The following is a 17,402-nucleotide window of genomic DNA, read 5'->3' as shown; positions in this document are numbered from 1 at the left end:
CCCCCGGAAGGCTGGCCGCAGGCGGTCAGGACCCCGTGGGCTCGAGGCGGATCAACAGCGCCTCGCCGCCACCGTCCAGCACGTAGCGCCGGCGATCGTCGCCGGCTTCGAGCACGGCCGTATCGCCGGCCGCCAGCGCCGGCAGCCCGGACGTCGCGTCGAAGCGCGCCTGGCCCGCGATCAGGTGCACCACCCAGGTCGAGCCCGGCCCCAGGAAGATCACCATGGGCCCCACCAGCGGCCGGTGCCAAGTGTCGGCGCGGATGCGGTCGCGGCGCCACATCAGGTTGAAGTCGTGGGTGGTGCCGTCGACCAGTTCACCCGTCAGCGCGCGCTCGCCGGCGAAACGGTGGCGGTCATGCGGCGGGCTCAACTCGACGCATTCGCCGTCATCGAAGCGCAGGCGCAAGCCATCGCCCGAGAGCAGCATCAGTTCGCGATCGACACCGGGAAAAAGCGAGAACGCGGCGTCGTGCTCGATCTCGGCGATCGACAGCCGCCACGACCAGTCCTCCGCCGTGCCTTCTGCATGGATTTCGCGCGTCCACCCTTGCCCGTTGCGCCAACGGATGCGCCGGTACTCGTTGGCGGGAATGACACGGGAACGGGGAGTCGACGCCATGCGCAACGGCCGGGAAGCAGGACGGCGCCCAGTCTATCGGCCACCGGGCGAAGTCCGCACATGAAGCCGCCCGCCGCGGATCCCTCCGGGCGGGCGGCGCACTTCCCTGTCCAGGCCGCAGCCTGAGATCCCTGTGGGCCGGACGTCCTGTCCGGCCCATCACCACTCAGCGCTTGGCGGCGACCGGTTTGGCCGCCGGCCTGGTCTTGGGCTTGGCGGAACCCACGACGATCCGGTCGCGGTTCTTCTCCACCGTCTTCAGGCCGACGCCCTTGACCAGCGCCAACTGTTCGACGCTCTTGAAGGCGCCGTTGGCCTTGCGGTGGGCGACGATCGCCTCGGCCTTGGCCGGGCCGATGTTGAGCAGCACGCGGTCGATGGTCGCGGCATCGGCGGTGTTGATGTTGACCTTCTCGCTGGCGAACGCCGGGCCGGCGAGCCCCGCAAGCAGCAGGAGCGTGAGCAGGCCGGTGCGGAACCGGGCGTGGATCGATGGCATGGGAACCTCCCTGTTGTGGATCGGAACGGATACGTAAGGCGATGGAATGCATTGGAGAGTGCCGCCGGGACCTGACACCCGACGGCCCGCACAGTGTCCCGGGCCGGGCGACGCGGCGGCATCGCCTGCCCACCCGCGATGCGGCAGGTGCAGGCCCCGCCACGTCGTAGGAAAGGCCTTACACGGCACGGGCGCTAAACTGGCCGGCCAACCCCCACCGAGGTGCCCCATGGACGCCAGCCAGGTCGACCGCTTCGTCGGCGGCAAGTGGGACGACGAGATCGTCCCCCAGCTTGTCGAGTACATCCGCATCCCCAACAAGTCGCCGATGTTCGACGCCGACTGGGTCAAGCACGGCTACATGGAGGACGCGGTCACGCTGATGACCGACTGGGCGCGCAAGCAGGCCATCGACGGCATGCAGCTGGAGGTGGTGCGCCTGGAGGGCCGCACGCCGCTGGTCTTCATCGAGATCCCCGCGGCGAACGGCGGCAGCGACGAGGACTGCGTGCTGCTCTACGGCCACCTGGACAAGCAACCGGAGATGTCGGGCTGGGACGACGACCTGGGCCCGTGGAAGCCGGTGATCAAGGGCGACAAGCTCTACGGCCGTGGTGGTGCGGACGACGGGTACGCGATGTACGGCTCGCTGGCGGCGATCATGGCGCTGCGTGAGCAGGGCGTTCCGCACGCGCGCTGCGTGGTGCTGATCGAGGCGTGCGAGGAGTCCGGCAGCTACGACCTGCCCGCCTACGTCGACCACCTGGCCGACCGCATCGGCAAGCCTTCGCTCGTGGTCTGCCTGGACTCGGGCTGCGGCAACTACGACCAGCTCTGGTGCACCACCTCGCTGCGCGGCATGGCCGGCGGCAACTTCACCGTCAAGGTGCTGGAGGAAGGCGTGCACTCGGGCGATGCGTCCGGCATCGTGCCGTCCAGCTTCCGCCTGCTGCGCCAGTTGCTGTCGCGGCTGGAGGACGAGGCCACCGGCCGCATCCGCATCGACGGCCTGCACGCCGACATCCCGGAAGAGCGCATCGCGCAGGCACGCGAGGCGGCGAAGGTCCTGGGCGACGAGGTGTACGCCAAGTTCCCGCTGCTGGACGGCATGACGCCGATGCACGACGACCTCGCCGAACTCGTCCTCAACCGCACCTGGCGGCCGGCGCTGTCGGTCACCGGCATCGACGGCATGCCGCCGCTGGCCTCGGCCGGCAACGTACTGCGCCCGCATACCGCGGTGAAGCTCTCGCTGCGCCTGCCGCCCACGCTGGACGGCAAGAAGGCGGGCGAACTGCTCACCCGCACGCTGGTCGACAACCCGCCCAACGGCGCGCACGTGGCGCTGGACCTGGAGAAGTCCTCGACCGGCTGGAACGCACCCGCCATGTCGCCCTGGCTGTCGAACGCGATCGATGCGGCCAGCCGCGAGTTCTACGGCAGGCCGGCGATGTACATGGGCGAAGGCGGCTCGATTCCGTTCATGGGCATGCTGGGTGAGAAGTTCCCCGGCGCGCAGTTCATGATCACCGGCGTGCTCGGCCCGCATTCCAACGCGCACGGCCCCAACGAGTTCCTGCACATCCCGATGGGCAAGAAGGTCACCGCCTGCGTGGCACGGGTGATCGCCGAGCACCAGCGGGCTGGCGAGCGCGGCGAAACGCGTGGTGCCGCAGTGGCCGCGAGCACCCAGGAGCGCGGCGAGCACGGCTGCTGCTGAGCTCCGTACCCGGCTGTCCTCACGGACGGTCGCCGCTCCTGCCCGCCGCGAGCTGCTAGGCTCCGGCGGGCATCACCAACCATACGGAGGGGAGCTCTATGGGCAGCATCATCTATACGATCATCATCGGCGCCGTCATTGGCGTGCTGGCGCGTTTCCTCAAGCCCGGCGCGGACCCGATGGGCTGGATCCTCACCATCCTGCTGGGCATCGCCGGCGCATGGCTGGGCAGCCTGCTCTACGCCGGGGGCGGCCTCATCGGCTTCGCCATTTCCATCGTCTGCGCCATCGTGCTGCTTTTCATCTACGAGATGATCCGCAAGCGGTCCGCGCGACCGGCGGCCTGACGCTTCAACCGCTCGACCCATTGCACCATTCGACACCCGGCCCCGGTCGGGTGTCGTCGTTGCCGGGTGGGATTCAGGCCTGGGGACCGAGCAGGCGCACGACGATCCGCTCCGCCAGCGCGTCGGCCGGCTCGTTGACCGTATCGAGGACCAGCTCCGCGTCTTCCGGCGCTTCGTAGGGCGAATCGATGCCGGTGAAGTTGGGCAGCTCACCGGCACGCGCCTTGGCGTACAGCCCCTTGACGTCGCGCGACTCGGCCACGGCCAGCGGCGTGTCGACGAACACCTCGATGAACTCGCCCTCGCCGAACAGCGACCGCGCCATGCGGCGCTCGGCGCGGAACGGCGAGATGAAGCTGACCAGCACGATCAGGCCGGCCTCCGTCATCAGGCGGGCGACCTCGGCCACGCGTCGGATATTTTCCACGCGGTCCTCGTCGGTGAAGCCGAGGTCGCGGTTGAGGCCGTGGCGCACGTTGTCGCCGTCGAGGATGAAGGCGTGACGCCCCAGCGCGTGCAGCCGTTTGTCGACCAGGTTCGCCAGCGTGGACTTGCCCGACCCCGACAGGCCGGTGAACCACACGCAGCGCGGCGACTGGCCGAGGCTGCGGGCGCGCGCCTGGCGGTCGACGTCCAGGTGTTGCCAGTGGATGTTGCCGGCGCGGCGCAGGGCGAAGTCCAGCGTGCCAGCAGCGGCGGTGGCATTGCTCAGCCGGTCGATCAGGATGAAACCGCCGAGGGCTGCGTTGCGCGCGTAGGGCTCGAACGCGACCGGGCGGTCGAGTTCGATGTTGCAGTACGCCACCTCGTTGAGCTCAAGGTGCCGGGCCGCCAGCTGCGCCTGCGTGTTGACGTCGACCTTGTGCTTGATCTCCGTCACCGTGGCGCCCACCGTCGCCGCGCCCAGCTTCAGCCAGTACGAGCGCCCCGGAAGCAACGGCTGGCCGTCCATCCAAAGCACGTGGGCGGCGAACTGGTCGGCCACTTCGGGGGCATCGTCGGCGGCAGCAATCACGTCGCCGCGCGCCACGTCCACCTCGTCGGCCAATGTCAGCGTGACCGCCTGCCCCGCGCGGCCTTCCACCGCGCGACCGTCGGCACCGAGCACCTGGTCGATGCGCGTGCGCCGGCCCGAGGGCAACACCACCACCTCGTCGCCCGCACGCGCAGTGCCGCTTGCCAGCGTGCCGACGAAGCCGCGGAAATCCTGGTTCGGCCGGTTGACCCATTGCACCGGCATTCTCATCGGGGCATCTGAACCCGGCTCGGGGATCGGCGCCGCCTCGAGGGCATCCAGCAGCGACGGCCCGCCGTACCAGGGCGTGCGATCGGAACCGGCCAGCAGGTTGTCGCCGTGCAGCGCCGCCACCGGGATCGCCGTGACGGTGCCGATACCCAGCGACGCGGCCAGCGCGCGGTACTCGGCGACGATCGCGTCGAAGACGGCGCGGTCGTATCCGACAAGGTCCATCTTGTTGACCGCCAGCACCACCTGGCCGATGCCCAGCAGCGCGCAGATGTAGCTGTGGCGTCGGGTCTGCGTCAGCACGCCCTTGCGCGCGTCCACCAGCACCACCGCCAGGTCCGCCGTCGAGGCGCCGGTGGCCATGTTGCGCGTGTACTGCTCGTGGCCCGGGCAGTCGGCGACGATGAAGCTGCGCCGCGGCGTGCCGAAGAACCGGTACGCCACGTCGATGGTGATGCCCTGCTCGCGCTCGGCACTCAGGCCGTCGACGAGCAGTGCGTAGTCGACCCCCTCTCCCTGGGTGCCGTGACGCCGGCTGTCGGCCTCCAGGGTCGCGACCTGGTCGGCGAAGAGGCCACGCGTGTCATGCAGGAGACGCCCGATCAGCGTGCTCTTGCCGTCGTCAACGCTGCCGCAGGTGATGAAACGCAGGCGGTCGCGGGCTTCGTGCGCTTTCAGTACGGCAGCGATGTCGGCGTCGGGTGCATCTTGCGCGCCCATCAGAAGTAGCCCTCCTGCTTCTTGCGCTCCATCGAGGCGGCGGTGTCGTGATCGATCAGGCGGCCCTGGCGCTCGGACGTGGTGGCCGCCAGTGTCTCGGCAATCACCTTCTCCAGCGTATCGGCCTCGGATTCGACCGCGCCGGTCAGCGGGTAGCACCCGAGCGTGCGGAAGCGTACGCGCCGCCACTGCGGCGTCTCGCCCGGATTCAGCGGCAGGCGGTCGTCGTCGACCATGATCCACGCCCCGTCGCGCTGTACCACCGGCCGCTCGGCCGCCAGATACAACGACGGCACCGGGATCTGTTCCCTGTAGATGTAGAGCCACACGTCCAACTCGGTCCAGTTGGACAAGGGAAATACCCGCACGCTTTCGCCGCGCTGGATGCGGGTGTTGTAGAGGTTCCACAGCTCAGGTCGCTGCTGCCGGGGCTCCCACCGGTGGCGCGCATCGCGGAACGAGAACACACGCTCCTTGGCGCGCGACTTTTCCTCGTCGCGACGGGCCCCGCCAATGGCGGCATCGAAGCCATGCGCGTCCAGCGCCTGCTTGAGCGCCTGCGTCTTCATCACGTCGGTGTGGATGGTCGCCCCGTGGGAGATCGGGCCGATGCCCTGCGCCACGCCGTCGGGATTGGTATGCGTCAGCAGCTTGGTGGCCGTCTCCCGTACGCGGCGGCCGCGGAATTCGATCATTTCCCGGAACTTCCAGCCAGTGTCCACGTGCAGAAGCGGGATAGGCGGGGGCGCCGGCCGGAACGCCTTTTGCAGCAGGTGCAGCAGCACCGAGCTGTCCTTCCCGATGGAATAGAGCATCACCGGATTCGAGAACGCGGCGGCAACCTCGCGCAGGATGTGGATGCTCTCGGCTTCCAGGCGATCGAGATGGGACGGGGTCGCTGACATCGTGAACCGTTGTAGTGGCGGGCTGTACCGGCGCACACAGTAGCCGATGCCGCCGCGCCTTTTGCCGATTCAGCCGAACGCCTGTCCGTCGCATGGCGGTTCGCGCCGGCCCGGTCACCACGTCCGATGGGACGCTTCCGCCATGTCGCCCGTTCCCGCCAGCCGGCACGGCGTTTACCCTGTGCGCCCGACCCCGCGCAGTGCCCGCATGACCCCTTCTTCCACCGAACCGGACTCCGACCGCGCCGACGCGCGCCTTGCATGGGCGCGCGCCGCCAGCGGGTCGACGGGGCTCGACCTGCAACGCGCATCGGCCGACGCAGGGTTCCGCAGCTACTGGCGCGGCCACGCGGGTGACGCACCGACCGTGATCGTCATGGACTCCCCGCCGGAGCTGGAGGACGTGCGTCCGTGGCTGCGCATCCGCGACCTGCTGGAAGCCGGCGGCGTGCGCGTGCCGCGCGTGCTGGCGCGCGACGTGGACGCGGGCTTCCTGCTGCTGGAAGACCTCGGGGCCGATACGCTGCTGCACGTGCTTGATGCCGATAATGCCGACGCGCATTTCGACGCCGCCGTTGACCAGTTGCTGCGCCTGCAGGCCACCGCCTGCCCTGCTGACCTGCCGGCATACGACGAGGCGTTGCTGGCGCGCGAGCTGCGTCTGTTCGACGAGTGGTTCCTCGGCCGGCACCTGGGCATCACGCTGGACTGTGGCGACCTGGAGACCCTTGATGCCGCCTACCGCCACCTGATGGATGCGGCGCTGGCGCAATCGCAGGTGCTGGTGCACCGGGACTTCATGCCGCGCAACCTCATGCCGGCGGTCGACGGCCCGGCGGTCCTCGACTTCCAGGACGCGGTGCGCGGACCGATCGCCTACGACCCCCTGAGCCTGTTCAAGGATGCGTTCCTGAGCTGGCCCGACGAGCGCGTGCAGGCCTGGCTGGCGCGCTACCACGCGCGCGCAGCCGAGGCCGGCCTGCCGGTGCCGGCGCTGGAGCGCTTCATGCACGATGCCGACCTGATCGGCGTGCAGCGCCACTTGAAGGTGATGGGCATCTTCGCGCGCCTGCACCACCGCGACGCCAAACCGAAGTACCTCGCCGACGCGCCGCGCTTCCTCGCCTACCTCGATGCCGTCCTGCCGCGCCACCCCGCTCTGGCGCCGCTCGCCGCCCTGATCGACCGGCACGTGCGGCCGGCCCTGGCGGCGCCTTGAAGGCGGCGGGCCCATGAAGGCATTGATCCTGGCGGCCGGACTGGGCGAGCGCATGCGCCCGCTCACCAACACCACGCCCAAGCCACTGCTGCCGGTGGCAGGTAAACCGCTGGTCGAGTGGCACCTGGAAAAGCTCGCGGCGTGCGGCGTCACCGAGGTGGTCGTCAACACCAGTTGGCTGGCCGACCGCTTCGAGCCGGCGCTTGGCAATGGCTCGCGCTGGGGCATGCGGCTGCACTACGCCTTTGAAGGCGCGACGCCGCTGGAAACCGGCGGCGCGCTTCTCAACGCGCTGCCGCTGCTGGGCGATGCGCCCTTCATCGCCGTCAATGGCGACATCTGGACCGACTTCGACTTCGCCCGCCTGCCGCGCGAGCCCGAGGGTGACGCCCACCTCGTGCTGGTCGACAATCCGTCGCACAACAGCCGGGGCGACTTCTCGCTGGACGCGGACCACCGCGTGCAATCGCCGCCAGCGCTGACCTTTGCCGGCATCGGCGTCTACCGCGCGACGCTGTTGGACGGCTGGAGGGAGGTCATCGGCGATGCACCGGGCGTCGATGCCACGCCGCCGCGCTTCAAGCTGGCGCCGCTGCTGCGCGCCGCGATGGCGCGTGCACGCGTGAGCGGTGAGCATCACCGGGGACGCTGGACCGACGTGGGCACGCCGCAACGGCTGGAGCAGCTGGACCTCGAGCTGCGCTCCGGCGCCTGACGAGGCCGCGCCTCATGCCCGCGGCTACGTGGGCATCCGCACCCGGCCGGCAGCTACGGGGCCACGGCCCCCAGCACCTGGCGGAGGAACGGCACCGTGACGCGGCGCTGCGCGGCCAGCGACGCCTGGTCCAGCCGATCGAGCAACGCCGTGAGGCCTGCGAGGTCGCGACCGACCCGGCGCAACAACCAGTCCAGTGCCGCATCTTCCAGCGTCCAGCCGCGCCGCAGCGCGCGGGTGCGCAACACCTCTCGGCGCCCGTCGTCGTCGAGCGGCTCAAGCACGATCCGCGTGCACTGCGAGAGCCGCGAATGCAGGTCCGGCAACCCAGGCGCCAACGCATCGGGCGCTTGGCGGGCGGCGTAGACCAGCGCGGTACCGCTGGCGCGCGCGCGGTTGTGCGCATCGAACAGTGCGACCTCGTCATCGCGCCGGCCGATGATGGATTCCACTCCGTCCAATGCCAGCAGGTCGTGCCCTTCCATGGCGTCCAGCGCCTCGCGCAGGCGACCGGCGGCGGCAGCCAGCGGCAGGTACGCGGCGCGCCGGCCCGCTTCGCGCGCCGCGGCGCACACGCCCAGCAGAAGATGGGTCTTCCCACTCGCCGCCGGCCCGGCCAGGTACAGCCAGTCGGCATGGGTGCCGTGGGCCAGCGCGCACAGCTGGTCGAGCACCCCCTCGGGCGCTGCGACGAACGTCTCCAGGCGCTGGTCGGGTGGTGGCCGCAACGACAACGGCAGTTGCGCCGTTACGGATGGCGGCGACGCCGGCTCCGTGGCGGACGGCGCCCCGCCGGACGCGGGGGGTTGCGGCTTCACTCGGCCTCCGGCTCCCGCGGGTAGGCCGCTGGCGATTGCGGATGCGCGTGCGCCACGACGATGTCTGGCCGATCACCCGCGTAGAGCTTGCTATGGGTGTAGCGCTCCTGCGCGAAGCGCAGCAGGACGTTGGCCACGGCCGCCACCGGCAGCGCCAGCAGCATGCCCAGGAAGCCGAACAACTGCCCGCCGGCCAGCACTGCGAAGATCACCGCCACCGGATGCAGGCCGATGCGGTCGCCCACCAGCTTCGGCGTGAGCCAGTAGCTCTCGATCACCTGTCCGATGCCGAATACCGCGAGCACGCCGGCGACGTGCTTCCAGTCGCCGTATTGCACCAGCGCGGCGATCACGCCCAGGATGATGCCGCTGGCCGGGCCGAGGTACGGGATGAACGTGAACAGGCCGGCGATGATGCCGATCAGGATGCCCAGGTCCAATCCCACCAGCCACAGGCCGACGCCGTACATCACGCCCAGGATCAGCATCACCAGGAATTGCCCGCGCAGGAAGCCGCCGAGCATCGCGTCGGACTCGCGCGCCAGCCGGGAAACGGTGGGCAGGTACTTGCGCGGCACCAGTGCGGCGACACGCTCGACGAACACGTCCCAGTCGCGCAGGAAGAAGAACGCCAGCACCGGCAGCAAGGCGATGTTGGCCACCAGCGCGATCAGTGCGAACCCCGAGCGCGACAGATAGCCCAGCAGCGTGGTGGCAAAGCCGCCGGCGCGCTCCCAGTTGCTGCGGATCAGCTCGCTCAGGCGCTGGAAGTCCAGCCACGAAGTGATCTCAAGCCCGGTGCGTGCCTCGACCCACGGCAACGCGGTCTGCATGAACCACTCGCGGTAACTCGGGAACGACTCGATCAGGATGGCGATCTGGCGCTCGATCGCCGGCACCAGCAGCACCAGCACCAGGATCAGCGCCAGCGTCATCGCCGAGAACACCAGCGTGACGGCGACGTTGCGCGACCGCCCCGCCCGCTGCAGCCGGTCGACCAGCGGGTCGCCCAGCCAGCCCAGCAGGGCGGCAAATGCGAACGGGGTCAGGATCGGTGCCAGCACCCACAACAGCCACAGCGCACCCAGTGCCAGCGCCGTCCACTGCAGGCGCTTCAGGAATACGGCGATGTCGTGCAGCGGGTTGGCGGTCTCCATCAGCGCAGGCGATAACGCGGCGGCTGCGTGTCGTCGATGGCGACGTCGGCGCTGTCGGGCGTCAGCAGGTCGTCGCCCCTGATCGACCGCTCGAAGCCCGGCAGGCCGCTGATCAGGTCGAGCTCGAACTCGACCGCGTCCTCGCTCGCGCGCACCGGCGTGATGCCGCGCACCACCGACAGCCCCTGCAGGTAGCCCGACAGCCGCATGTAGTCGTCGCTGCTGTCCAGGCCGGTGAAGGCCAGCCGGTAGGCGCCCGGAGGGCCGGCCGGCGCGCGCTTGGCGTAGCGCTTGGTCAGCGCATCGGCCGCGCCGTTGGCACCCGTGGCCATCACCCGGCGCGCGTCGGCACCGGTTTCGGACCAGCGCGACAGCACGCGGCCACCGTCGACGAAGATCCAGTCGGCCTTCCAGCCGCCCTCGGCACGGTAGAGCTTGCCGATCAGCTGCATCGGCGGGCTGTAGTTGCGCGAGGCGCGGGCAACCGCGGCCGTGTCGCCGCGCCAGATGGCGCCCACGACCGCCTGCTCGGCCGCCGAACCGCCCGGAAGTCCGAGCCGGTAGCCACGCTCGATGGCCCGGTCCAGCACCGACCGCGCGGCGTCGGCCCGGGACAGGCCCACCAGCCGCGGGCCGCTGCCGTCATCGATCGCCAGCCACAGCACCGGCTTGGGGCGCGGTTGCGGCCACACCGGGATGCCCAGGGTCGCGGCCAGGCCGTCGACGGCCTCTTCGTCATAGCGGATGACCAGCGCCGTGCGGAAGCTGGGCGCGCCGCTGGCCGAAACCCCCTCGTCCTGGCGGTAGTCGTAGCCGGTCACGTATTCGCCCGCGCGGCGCAGTTCCTGGCGCACGCCGGGCTGCGACGCGGCCCCGCTGTCGCCCGAGAGCTTGCCCAGCACCTGCGCCAAGCCGCGGGCGAAGGCGGCGTTGCGTTCGCCCTCGCCCTGTCCGTTGACGGAGACCTCGGCCGAGTACACGCCCCGCGCCGAGACGCGGTCGCCTTCCACGCGCTGGGCCAGGACGCCGCCACTGCACAGGGCGAGCGCGGCGAGCAGGATCAGGCGGGAAACGAAGCGGGATACCGGGCGGTTTGCGCCAGCCATTGCGGGTCCTGGGGGTCCTGGAAAGTCCCGCGATGGTGCCGCAGGCGCCGCGGCACGTCCATTGCGATGCGACCGGCCCATGCCGGGAGCCGCCTTCCCGGCCACCGCCGCGACCCGGGCGGCTGCTAAAATCGCCGACTTTCCCGCGACCTCCGAGGCCGCCGTGTCCAGCACCCCGTCCGCTCCGTCCCAGCCCGGCCCCACGCCGCTCACCTACCGCGATGCCGGCGTCGACATCGACGCAGGCAATGAGCTGGTCGAGCGCATCAAGCCGCTGGTCAAGCGCAGTTTCCGCCCCGAGGTGATGGGCGGGCTCGGTGGCTTCGGCGCGATGTTCGACCTGTCGGGCAAGTACGCCGAGCCGGTCCTGGTGTCGGGCACCGACGGCGTGGGCACCAAGCTCAAGCTGGCCCAGCAGTTGAACCGCCACGACACCATCGGCATCGACCTGGTGGCGATGTGCGTCAACGACGTGCTGGTGCAGGGCGCCGAGCCGCTGTTCTTCCTGGACTACTTCGCCACCGGCAAGCTCGACATCGAGACCACCGTGGCCGTGGTCGGCGGCATCGCGCGCGGCTGCGAGGAGGCCGGCTGCGCACTGATCGGCGGCGAGACCGCCGAGATGCCCGACATGTACGCGCCGGGCGAGTACGACCTGGCCGGCTTCACCGTGGCCGCGGTCGAGAAGTCCAAGATCCTCGACGGCCGCGCGGTGCGCTCCGGTGACGTCCTGTTGGGCATTGCCTCCAGCGGCCCGCACTCCAACGGCTATTCGCTCATCCGCCGCATCTTTGATCGCGCCGGCCGGCCCGCCGACCTCGACCTGGGCGGCACCTCGCTGGTCGATGCGCTGATGGCGCCGACCGCGCTGTACGTCAAGCCGATCCTGTCGCTGCTGGCCGCGCGCGGCGGCGACATCCACGCGATGGCGCACATCACCGGCGGCGGCCTGACCGAAAACATCATCCGCGTGATCCCGGATGGCCTCGGCCTGGACATCGACGCGTCCACGCTGGCGCTGCCGCCGGTGTTCGACTGGCTGCAACGCGAAGGCGCCGTGCCGCGCGAGGAAATGTGGCGCACGTTCAACTGCGGCATCGGCTTCGTGCTGGTGGTGGACCCGGCGCGGACCGGCGAGGTCGGCGCGGAACTCGACCGGCTCGGCCTGTCGCATCGGCCGATCGGCTCGGTGGTCGAAGCCGGCGGCGCCGAACGCGTCCGCATCGGCTGACCGATGACCCCGGCCGACCGGCAACCGCGGCCGCCGCTGCGGATCGCGGTGCTCGCGTCGGGCCGCGGCAGCAACCTGCAGGCGATCCTCGACGCCATCGCCGCCGGCGTCCTCGATGCCACGGTGGTCGGCGTGTTCTCCGACAAGGCGCGCGCACCGGTGCTGGAGCGCGCGCGTTCGGCCGGGCTTGATGCGCACGCACTGGTCCCGCGCGACTTCCCCAACCGGCTTGAGTTCGATGCCGCGATGTTCGACGCCGTCGAAAAGAGCGCGCCGGACCTGGTGGTCTGCGCCGGCTACATGCGGTTGATCAGCGAGCCGCAGGTCACGCGGATGGCCGGTCGCATGGTCAATATCCACCCCTCCCTGCTGCCCGCCTTCAAGGGACTGCACACGCACCAGCAGGCGCTGGACGCCGGCGTGGCCGAACACGGCGCAAGCGTGCACTTCGTGACCCCCGAACTGGACGGCGGACCGGTGATTGCCCACGCGCGCGTACCGGTGGTGTCGAGCGACGACGCCGATGCACTGGCCGCCCGAGTGCTGGAACGCGAACACCCGCTGCTGGTGGCCGTGCTGCGCTGGTTCGCGGCGGGCCGCATCGCGCTGGATGCAGGCCGCGTCACCGTCGACGGGATGGCAGTACACGCGCCGTTGCAACTGGGTCTGGACAATGCGCTGACACCCGCATCCCACTCTGTTGCTTGATGACCCGTAGACCCCAACGGCCGCACCGCTCCACCGCCCCCTCTTCCACACGACATCGCGCCCCGCGTTGGTGCCTCGCGCTGGTACTCGGAGCCTGCATCGCGCTGCCTGCAGCGGTGCTGGCCCAGACGACCTTCCATCCCGAGGCCGCAACAGGTGCCGAAACGGCGGCCGAGGCCCCGGCGCCGCTTGAACCGTTCGTCGCGCGTTACACCGTCACCAACGGCGGGCGCTCCCTCGGCGAGGCGACGTTGCAGTTGGTTCGGCAGGCACCGCGCTGGCGGGTCGACCTCACGATGAGCGGCACCGGCCTGTTCAGGCTGGCCGGCATCAATGCCGAACAGAGCACGCTGTTCGAGGACCTTGGCGAAACTTACCGCCCGCTGAGCCAGGCGACGGTCCGCAAGACGCTGTTCACGCGGAAGAAAACCGTGGGCACCTACGATTGGGGGTCGCGCAGTGCCCGCTGGACGGGTGACGTGAAGGATGAGCGCCGCGACCCGGTTGCGCTGCAGGACGGCGACATGAGCGGGCTGCTGATCAACCTGGCCGTCATCCGCGACGCCGTCCCGGGAAGGACACTGCGATACCGCTACGTCGACAACGGACGGGTGCGCGAGCACACGTACGCGGTCGCCGAAGAACTCGAGCCCATCTCGGTGGGCGAGCTTCGCTACAACGCTATGCGCGTGTCCCGCGTCGAGGACGCGAACGCGCAGGGCGACGAAACCGTGATCTGGGTGGCCAGTGGCGTGCCCACGCCGATCCGCATGCTGCAGCGCGAAGACGGTGAAGACACCTACGACCTGCGCCTGACCGAATACCAAGGAGTCCAGTAGATGACCCGAGTCAATCCGAGCCACACGAACCGCGCCGTCCGACGTCCGCTCGCCGGGCTCGCCGCGGCTGTCGCGCTGTGCTTCGCCGCGCCCGCGATGGCGGTGGAGCCATTCACCGCCGACTACCAGGCCAGCTACATGGGCATGCAGGCCAACGGCAAGATGACGCTGGAGTCCGCGGGCCAGGACCGCTGGCGCTACAGCCTCAACATCAAGAACTCGCTGGCCGACCTGTCGCAGAGCACCGTGTTCGAGGTGCGCGACGGCCAGTGGCGGCCGCTGTCGAGCACCGACTCCAGCCAAGTGCTGGTCAAGAAGCAGGACAAGAACGCGACCTACAACTGGTCCAGTGGCGTGGCCAGCTGGACCGGTGACGTCAAGCCCGACCGCGCCGGGCCGATCAAGCTCAAGACCGGCGACATGGATGCGCTGCTGATCAACCTGGCGATCGTCCGCGATGTCGAGGCCGGCAAGCCGCTGCGGTACCGCATGGTCGACGATGGTCGCGTCAAGCAGCTCAGCTACTCGGTGGCCGGCCAGGAGTCGATCACCGTGGGCGGCAAGTCGCACCAGGCCACCAAGGTGGTGAGCACCGATGGTGACAAGCAGACCATCGCGTGGATCGTGGACGGCATGCCGGTGCCGGCGCGCATCCTGCAGCGCGAGGAAGGCAAGGACGCCATGGACCTGCGGGTGCAGGCGGTGCGCTGACACCAGCGACCGACTCGGAACGATCCATGAAAAAGGGCCCGCTGATGCGGGCCCTTTCTTGTTGCGGGCGGTGGTGGTCCTCGGCTAGCCGACGCGGCGTATGCGCGCGCCCAGCCCCGACAGCTTTTCCTCGATGTTCTCGTAGCCGCGATCCAGGTGGTAGATGCGGTCGATGGTCGTCTCGCCCTGCGCCACCAGCCCCGCCAGGATCAGCGACGCCGAGGCCCGCAGGTCGGTGGCCATGACCGGCGCACCGCTGAGGCGCTCCACGCCGCGCACGACGGCCGTGTGTCCGTCGACACGGATGTCCGCGCCCAGGCGCACCAGCTCGTTGACGTGCATGAAGCGGTTTTCGAAGATCGTCTCGTTGACGACGCCCACCCCGCTGGCGATGCAGTTGAGCGCCATGAACTGCGCCTGCATGTCGGTCGGGAACGCCGGGTGCGGCGCGGTGGTGAAGTTGACCGCGCGCGGCCTGCGCCCGCCCATGTCGAGCGTGATGCGGTCGCCGTCGCAGTCCAGCTCCGCACCCGCTTCCTTCAGCTTGTCGAGCACGGCGTCCATCGTGTCCGGACGCGTGCCGCGCGCGGTGATGTGGCCGCCGGTCATGGCCGCCGCCACCAGGAAGGTGCCGGTCTCGATGCGGTCCGGTACCACGTGGTGCGCGCCGCCGTGCAGGCGGTCCACGCCCTCCACGACGATGCGGTTGCTGCCCGCGCCTTCGATCCGCGCACCCAGCGCCTTGAGGCATTCGGCGAGGTCGACGATCTCCGGCTCCATCGCCGCGTTCTCGATGACCGTCGTGCCCTCGGCCAGCGTCGCGGCCATCAGGACGTTTTCGGTGGCACCGACGCTGACGATGTCGAACACGTGCCGCGCGCCCTTCAGGCGGTCGGCGCGCGCCTTGATGAATCCGTTCTCGACAGTGATGTGCGCCCCAAGCGACTGCAGGCCCTTGATGTGCAGGTCCACGGGACGCGAGCCGATCGCACAGCCACCGGGCAGCGACACCTCGGCATGGCCGTACTTGGCCAGCAGCGGACCCAGCACCAGCACCGAGGCACGCATGGTCTTGACCAGTTCGTACGACGCCACCTGGCTGTGCACCGTGGTGGCGTCGACGGTGATGCCGTAGCGCTCGTCGATCGTCAGGCCGGCGCCGAGCTCGCCCAGGAGCTTCACGGTCGTCACCACGTCGTGCAGGTGCGGCACGTTCGACAGTTCGACCGGTCCGTCTGCCAGCAGCGTGGCGCACAGGATGGGCAGCACGGCGTTCTTGGCGCCGGAAATCTGCACCTCGCCCTTCAGCGGCACGCCGCCTTCTACAACGATCTTCTGCATGGATGCTCTGGCTTCAAGGCTGGGGCGAAGCCGCCATTGGACGCGATGCGCCGTGGCGGCGGGGTGGACGGTACGCGGGACGCGCGATCAGGCGTCGCGCGCGCCCGCTTCCGCGGGTGTCAGGGTCTTCAGCGCGAGGGCGTGGATCTCGCCGCCCATGCGCTCGCCCAGCGTGGCGTACACCAGCCGGTGCCGCGCCAGCGGCAGCTTGCCGGCGAAGGCCTCCGACACGACGGTGGCTTCGAAATGCACGCCGTCGTCGCCCTGTACGTCGGCGCGCGCGCCGGGCAGGCCCTGCTCGATCAGGTGCTTGATGGTGTCTGCGTTCAAAGGGGGAATCCGCAAGATGGGTGAATGCGTCGGCAACGGGCCGCCCCGTGGGCCGGCCATTGCGCGTAAAATCGAGCGCTTAGCCTAGCGGAACCCGGCCTTGAATGGTGACCTCGCAGCCCGTGCCCGTTGATCCCGACCACCCCGCATCCGCCGCCGGCCTGGCCGAGAGTGGGCGGCGCGTGTTCCAGATCGAGGAACAGGCGCTGGCCGCGGTGGCGGCGCGGCTGGACGGCGAATTCACCGAGGCGTGCCGGCTGATGCTCTCCACCCGCGGACGGGTGGTCTGCACCGGGATGGGCAAGTCCGGGCACGTGGCGCGCAAGATCGCCGCCACCCTCGCGTCCACCGGCACGCCCGCGTTCTACGTCCACCCCGGTGAGGCCGCGCACGGCGACCTGGGCATGGTTACGGACGCCGACGTGGTGCTGGCGCTGTCGTACTCCGGCGAGAGCGACGAGATCCTGCTGCTGCTGCCGGTGCTGCGCCGCCAGGGCAACAAGCTGGTGGCGATGACCGGCCGGCCGCAATCGTCGATGGCGCGCGAGGCCGACGTCCACCTCGATGTCAGCGTGCCCGCCGAGGCCTGCCCACTGGACCTGGCGCCCACTGCAAGCACCACCGCATCGCTGGCGATGGGCGATGCGCTGGCGGTGGCGCTTCTGGAGGCGCGCGGCTTCACTGCCGACGACTTCGCGCGCTCGCACCCGGCCGGCGCGCTCGGCCGCCGCCTGCTGCTGCACATCGCCGACATCATGCATGCCGGCGACGAGGTGCCGCGCGTCACCGTGGACGCGACCGTCAGCGAGGCACTGGTGGAGATGAGCCACAAGCGGCTTGGCATGACCGCGGTGGTCGACGGCGACGGCCGCCTGCTCGGCCTGTACACCGACGGCGACCTGCGCCGCAGCCTGGACGATGCCAATGTCGACCTGCGCACGACGCGCATCGGGCAGGTGATGACGCGCGGGCCCCGCACGATCGGCGCCGATGCGCTGGCGGTGGAGGCGGCCCAGTTGATGGAAGCGCACAAGATCAGCGGCCTGCTGGTGGTGGATGCGCAGCAGCGGGTGGTGGGCGCCCTCAACATTCACGACCTGTTGCGCGCCCGGGTGGTGTAAAGGCCGACCTCCTCCAGAGTCTGGGAACTAGGGACCAGGGACTGGCG

At 70.0% G+C, this 17,402-nt stretch carries 18 protein-coding genes; 9 read left to right on the top strand and 9 right to left on the bottom strand.

Translation table 11 applies throughout. The annotated features are described in order from the left end of the window. Positions 1-25: 25 nt before the first annotated feature. Positions 26-622 (bottom strand): HutD/Ves family protein, encoded by a 597-nt coding sequence (locus K6753_RS08025; protein ID WP_223675933.1) that lies wholly within the window; start codon positions 620-622, stop codon positions 26-28. A 166-nt stretch (positions 623-788) separates the two neighbouring features. Continuing rightward, complete coding sequence (locus K6753_RS08020) at positions 789-1,121, bottom strand: ComEA family DNA-binding protein (RefSeq protein WP_223675932.1); 333 nt, start codon at positions 1,119-1,121, stop codon at positions 789-791. 229 nt (positions 1,122-1,350) lie between these two features. Here K6753_RS08020 and K6753_RS08015 point away from each other — a divergent pair, with 229 nt between their 5' ends. Both K6753_RS08015 and K6753_RS08010 read left to right on the top strand, forming a co-directional pair. After that, positions 1,351-2,841 (top strand): M20 family metallopeptidase, encoded by a 1,491-nt coding sequence (locus K6753_RS08015; protein WP_223675931.1) that lies wholly within the window; start codon positions 1,351-1,353, stop codon positions 2,839-2,841. A gap of 98 nt (positions 2,842-2,939) precedes the next feature. Further along, the gene (locus tag K6753_RS08010) at positions 2,940-3,188 is read left to right on the top strand and encodes a GlsB/YeaQ/YmgE family stress response membrane protein (protein WP_223675930.1); all 249 of its coding nucleotides are present in this window, start codon (positions 2,940-2,942) and stop codon (positions 3,186-3,188) included. A gap of 73 nt (positions 3,189-3,261) precedes the next feature. Here the strand turns inward: K6753_RS08010 and cysN are convergent, their stop codons facing one another. Both cysN and cysD read right to left on the bottom strand, forming a co-directional pair. Continuing rightward, positions 3,262-5,154 carry a sulfate adenylyltransferase subunit CysN gene (cysN, locus tag K6753_RS08005; protein WP_223675929.1) on the bottom strand — a complete coding sequence of 631 codons (1,893 nt, stop codon included), beginning with the start codon at positions 5,152-5,154 and terminating at the stop codon, positions 3,262-3,264. Beyond that, entirely contained in the window at positions 5,154-6,059 is a 906-nt protein-coding gene (gene cysD, locus K6753_RS08000) for a sulfate adenylyltransferase subunit CysD (RefSeq protein WP_223675928.1), read from the bottom strand. The genes cysN and cysD overlap by 1 nt, the downstream gene beginning before the upstream one ends. Positions 6,060-6,267: 208 nt before the next feature. On the opposite strand from cysD, the gene K6753_RS07995 reads away from it, so the two are divergent. Both K6753_RS07995 and murU read left to right on the top strand, forming a co-directional pair. Then, positions 6,268-7,278: an aminoglycoside phosphotransferase family protein gene (locus K6753_RS07995; protein WP_223675927.1), complete on the top strand. Its 1,011-nt coding sequence runs from the start codon at positions 6,268-6,270 to the stop codon at positions 7,276-7,278. A gap of 13 nt (positions 7,279-7,291) precedes the next feature. Then, entirely contained in the window at positions 7,292-7,993 is a 702-nt protein-coding gene (gene murU / locus K6753_RS07990) for an N-acetylmuramate alpha-1-phosphate uridylyltransferase MurU (protein ID WP_223675926.1), read from the top strand. A gap of 53 nt (positions 7,994-8,046) precedes the next feature. Here murU and hda read toward each other — a convergent pair whose 3' ends face one another. The 3 genes from hda to K6753_RS07975 all read right to left on the bottom strand — a co-directional run bounded on the left by hda (position 8,047) and on the right by K6753_RS07975 (position 11,074). After that, the gene (hda, locus tag K6753_RS07985; protein ID WP_223676142.1) at positions 8,047-8,733 is read right to left on the bottom strand and encodes a DnaA regulatory inactivator Hda; all 687 of its coding nucleotides are present in this window, start codon (positions 8,731-8,733) and stop codon (positions 8,047-8,049) included. Between the two features lie 74 nt (positions 8,734-8,807). After that, entirely contained in the window at positions 8,808-9,968 is a 1,161-nt protein-coding gene (locus K6753_RS07980) for an AI-2E family transporter (RefSeq protein WP_223675925.1), read from the bottom strand. Further along, a complete protein-coding gene (locus tag K6753_RS07975; protein ID WP_319936656.1) occupies positions 9,968-11,074 on the bottom strand; it encodes a DUF2066 domain-containing protein in 1,107 nt (368 codons plus the stop codon). The genes K6753_RS07980 and K6753_RS07975 overlap by 1 nt, the downstream gene beginning before the upstream one ends. A 79-nt stretch (positions 11,075-11,153) precedes the next feature. Between K6753_RS07975 and purM the strand changes: the two genes are divergently transcribed. The 4 genes from purM to K6753_RS07955 all read left to right on the top strand — a co-directional run bounded on the left by purM (position 11,154) and on the right by K6753_RS07955 (position 14,563). Beyond that, positions 11,154-12,305 (top strand): phosphoribosylformylglycinamidine cyclo-ligase, encoded by a 1,152-nt coding sequence (gene purM / locus K6753_RS07970; RefSeq protein WP_223675924.1) that lies wholly within the window; start codon positions 11,154-11,156, stop codon positions 12,303-12,305. A gap of 3 nt (positions 12,306-12,308) precedes the next feature. Continuing rightward, a complete protein-coding gene (purN, locus tag K6753_RS07965) occupies positions 12,309-13,013 on the top strand; it encodes a phosphoribosylglycinamide formyltransferase (RefSeq protein ID WP_223675923.1) in 705 nt (234 codons plus the stop codon). A 116-nt stretch (positions 13,014-13,129) separates the two neighbouring features. Then, the gene (locus K6753_RS07960; RefSeq protein WP_223675922.1) at positions 13,130-13,852 is read left to right on the top strand and encodes a DUF3108 domain-containing protein; all 723 of its coding nucleotides are present in this window, start codon (positions 13,130-13,132) and stop codon (positions 13,850-13,852) included. Further along, the gene (locus K6753_RS07955; protein ID WP_223675921.1) at positions 13,853-14,563 is read left to right on the top strand and encodes a DUF3108 domain-containing protein; all 711 of its coding nucleotides are present in this window, start codon (positions 13,853-13,855) and stop codon (positions 14,561-14,563) included. It abuts the gene before it with no gap. Positions 14,564-14,647: 84 nt separating this feature from the next. On the opposite strand, the gene murA is transcribed toward K6753_RS07955, so the two are convergent. Further along, on the bottom strand, positions 14,648-15,904 hold the full coding sequence (gene murA / locus K6753_RS07950) for a UDP-N-acetylglucosamine 1-carboxyvinyltransferase (RefSeq protein ID WP_223675920.1): 1,257 nt from the start codon (positions 15,902-15,904) through the stop codon (positions 14,648-14,650). A gap of 87 nt (positions 15,905-15,991) precedes the next feature. Next, positions 15,992-16,234, bottom strand: a complete 243-nt coding sequence (locus tag K6753_RS07945) for a BolA family protein (protein WP_223675919.1) — start codon at positions 16,232-16,234, stop codon at positions 15,992-15,994. Positions 16,235-16,338: 104 nt separating this feature from the next. Between K6753_RS07945 and K6753_RS07940 the strand changes: the two genes are divergently transcribed. Further along, the gene (locus K6753_RS07940; protein WP_223675918.1) at positions 16,339-17,355 is read left to right on the top strand and encodes a KpsF/GutQ family sugar-phosphate isomerase; all 1,017 of its coding nucleotides are present in this window, start codon (positions 16,339-16,341) and stop codon (positions 17,353-17,355) included. The last annotated feature ends 47 nt before the right edge of the window (positions 17,356-17,402 follow it).

The organism is Novilysobacter selenitireducens (assembly GCF_020026895.1).
GTDB classification, from domain to species: domain Bacteria; phylum Pseudomonadota; class Gammaproteobacteria; order Xanthomonadales; family Xanthomonadaceae; genus Lysobacter_C; species Lysobacter_C selenitireducens.
Note: the sequence above shows the minus strand (reverse complement) of the source record. Positions and strands in the feature narration are given on the sequence as shown.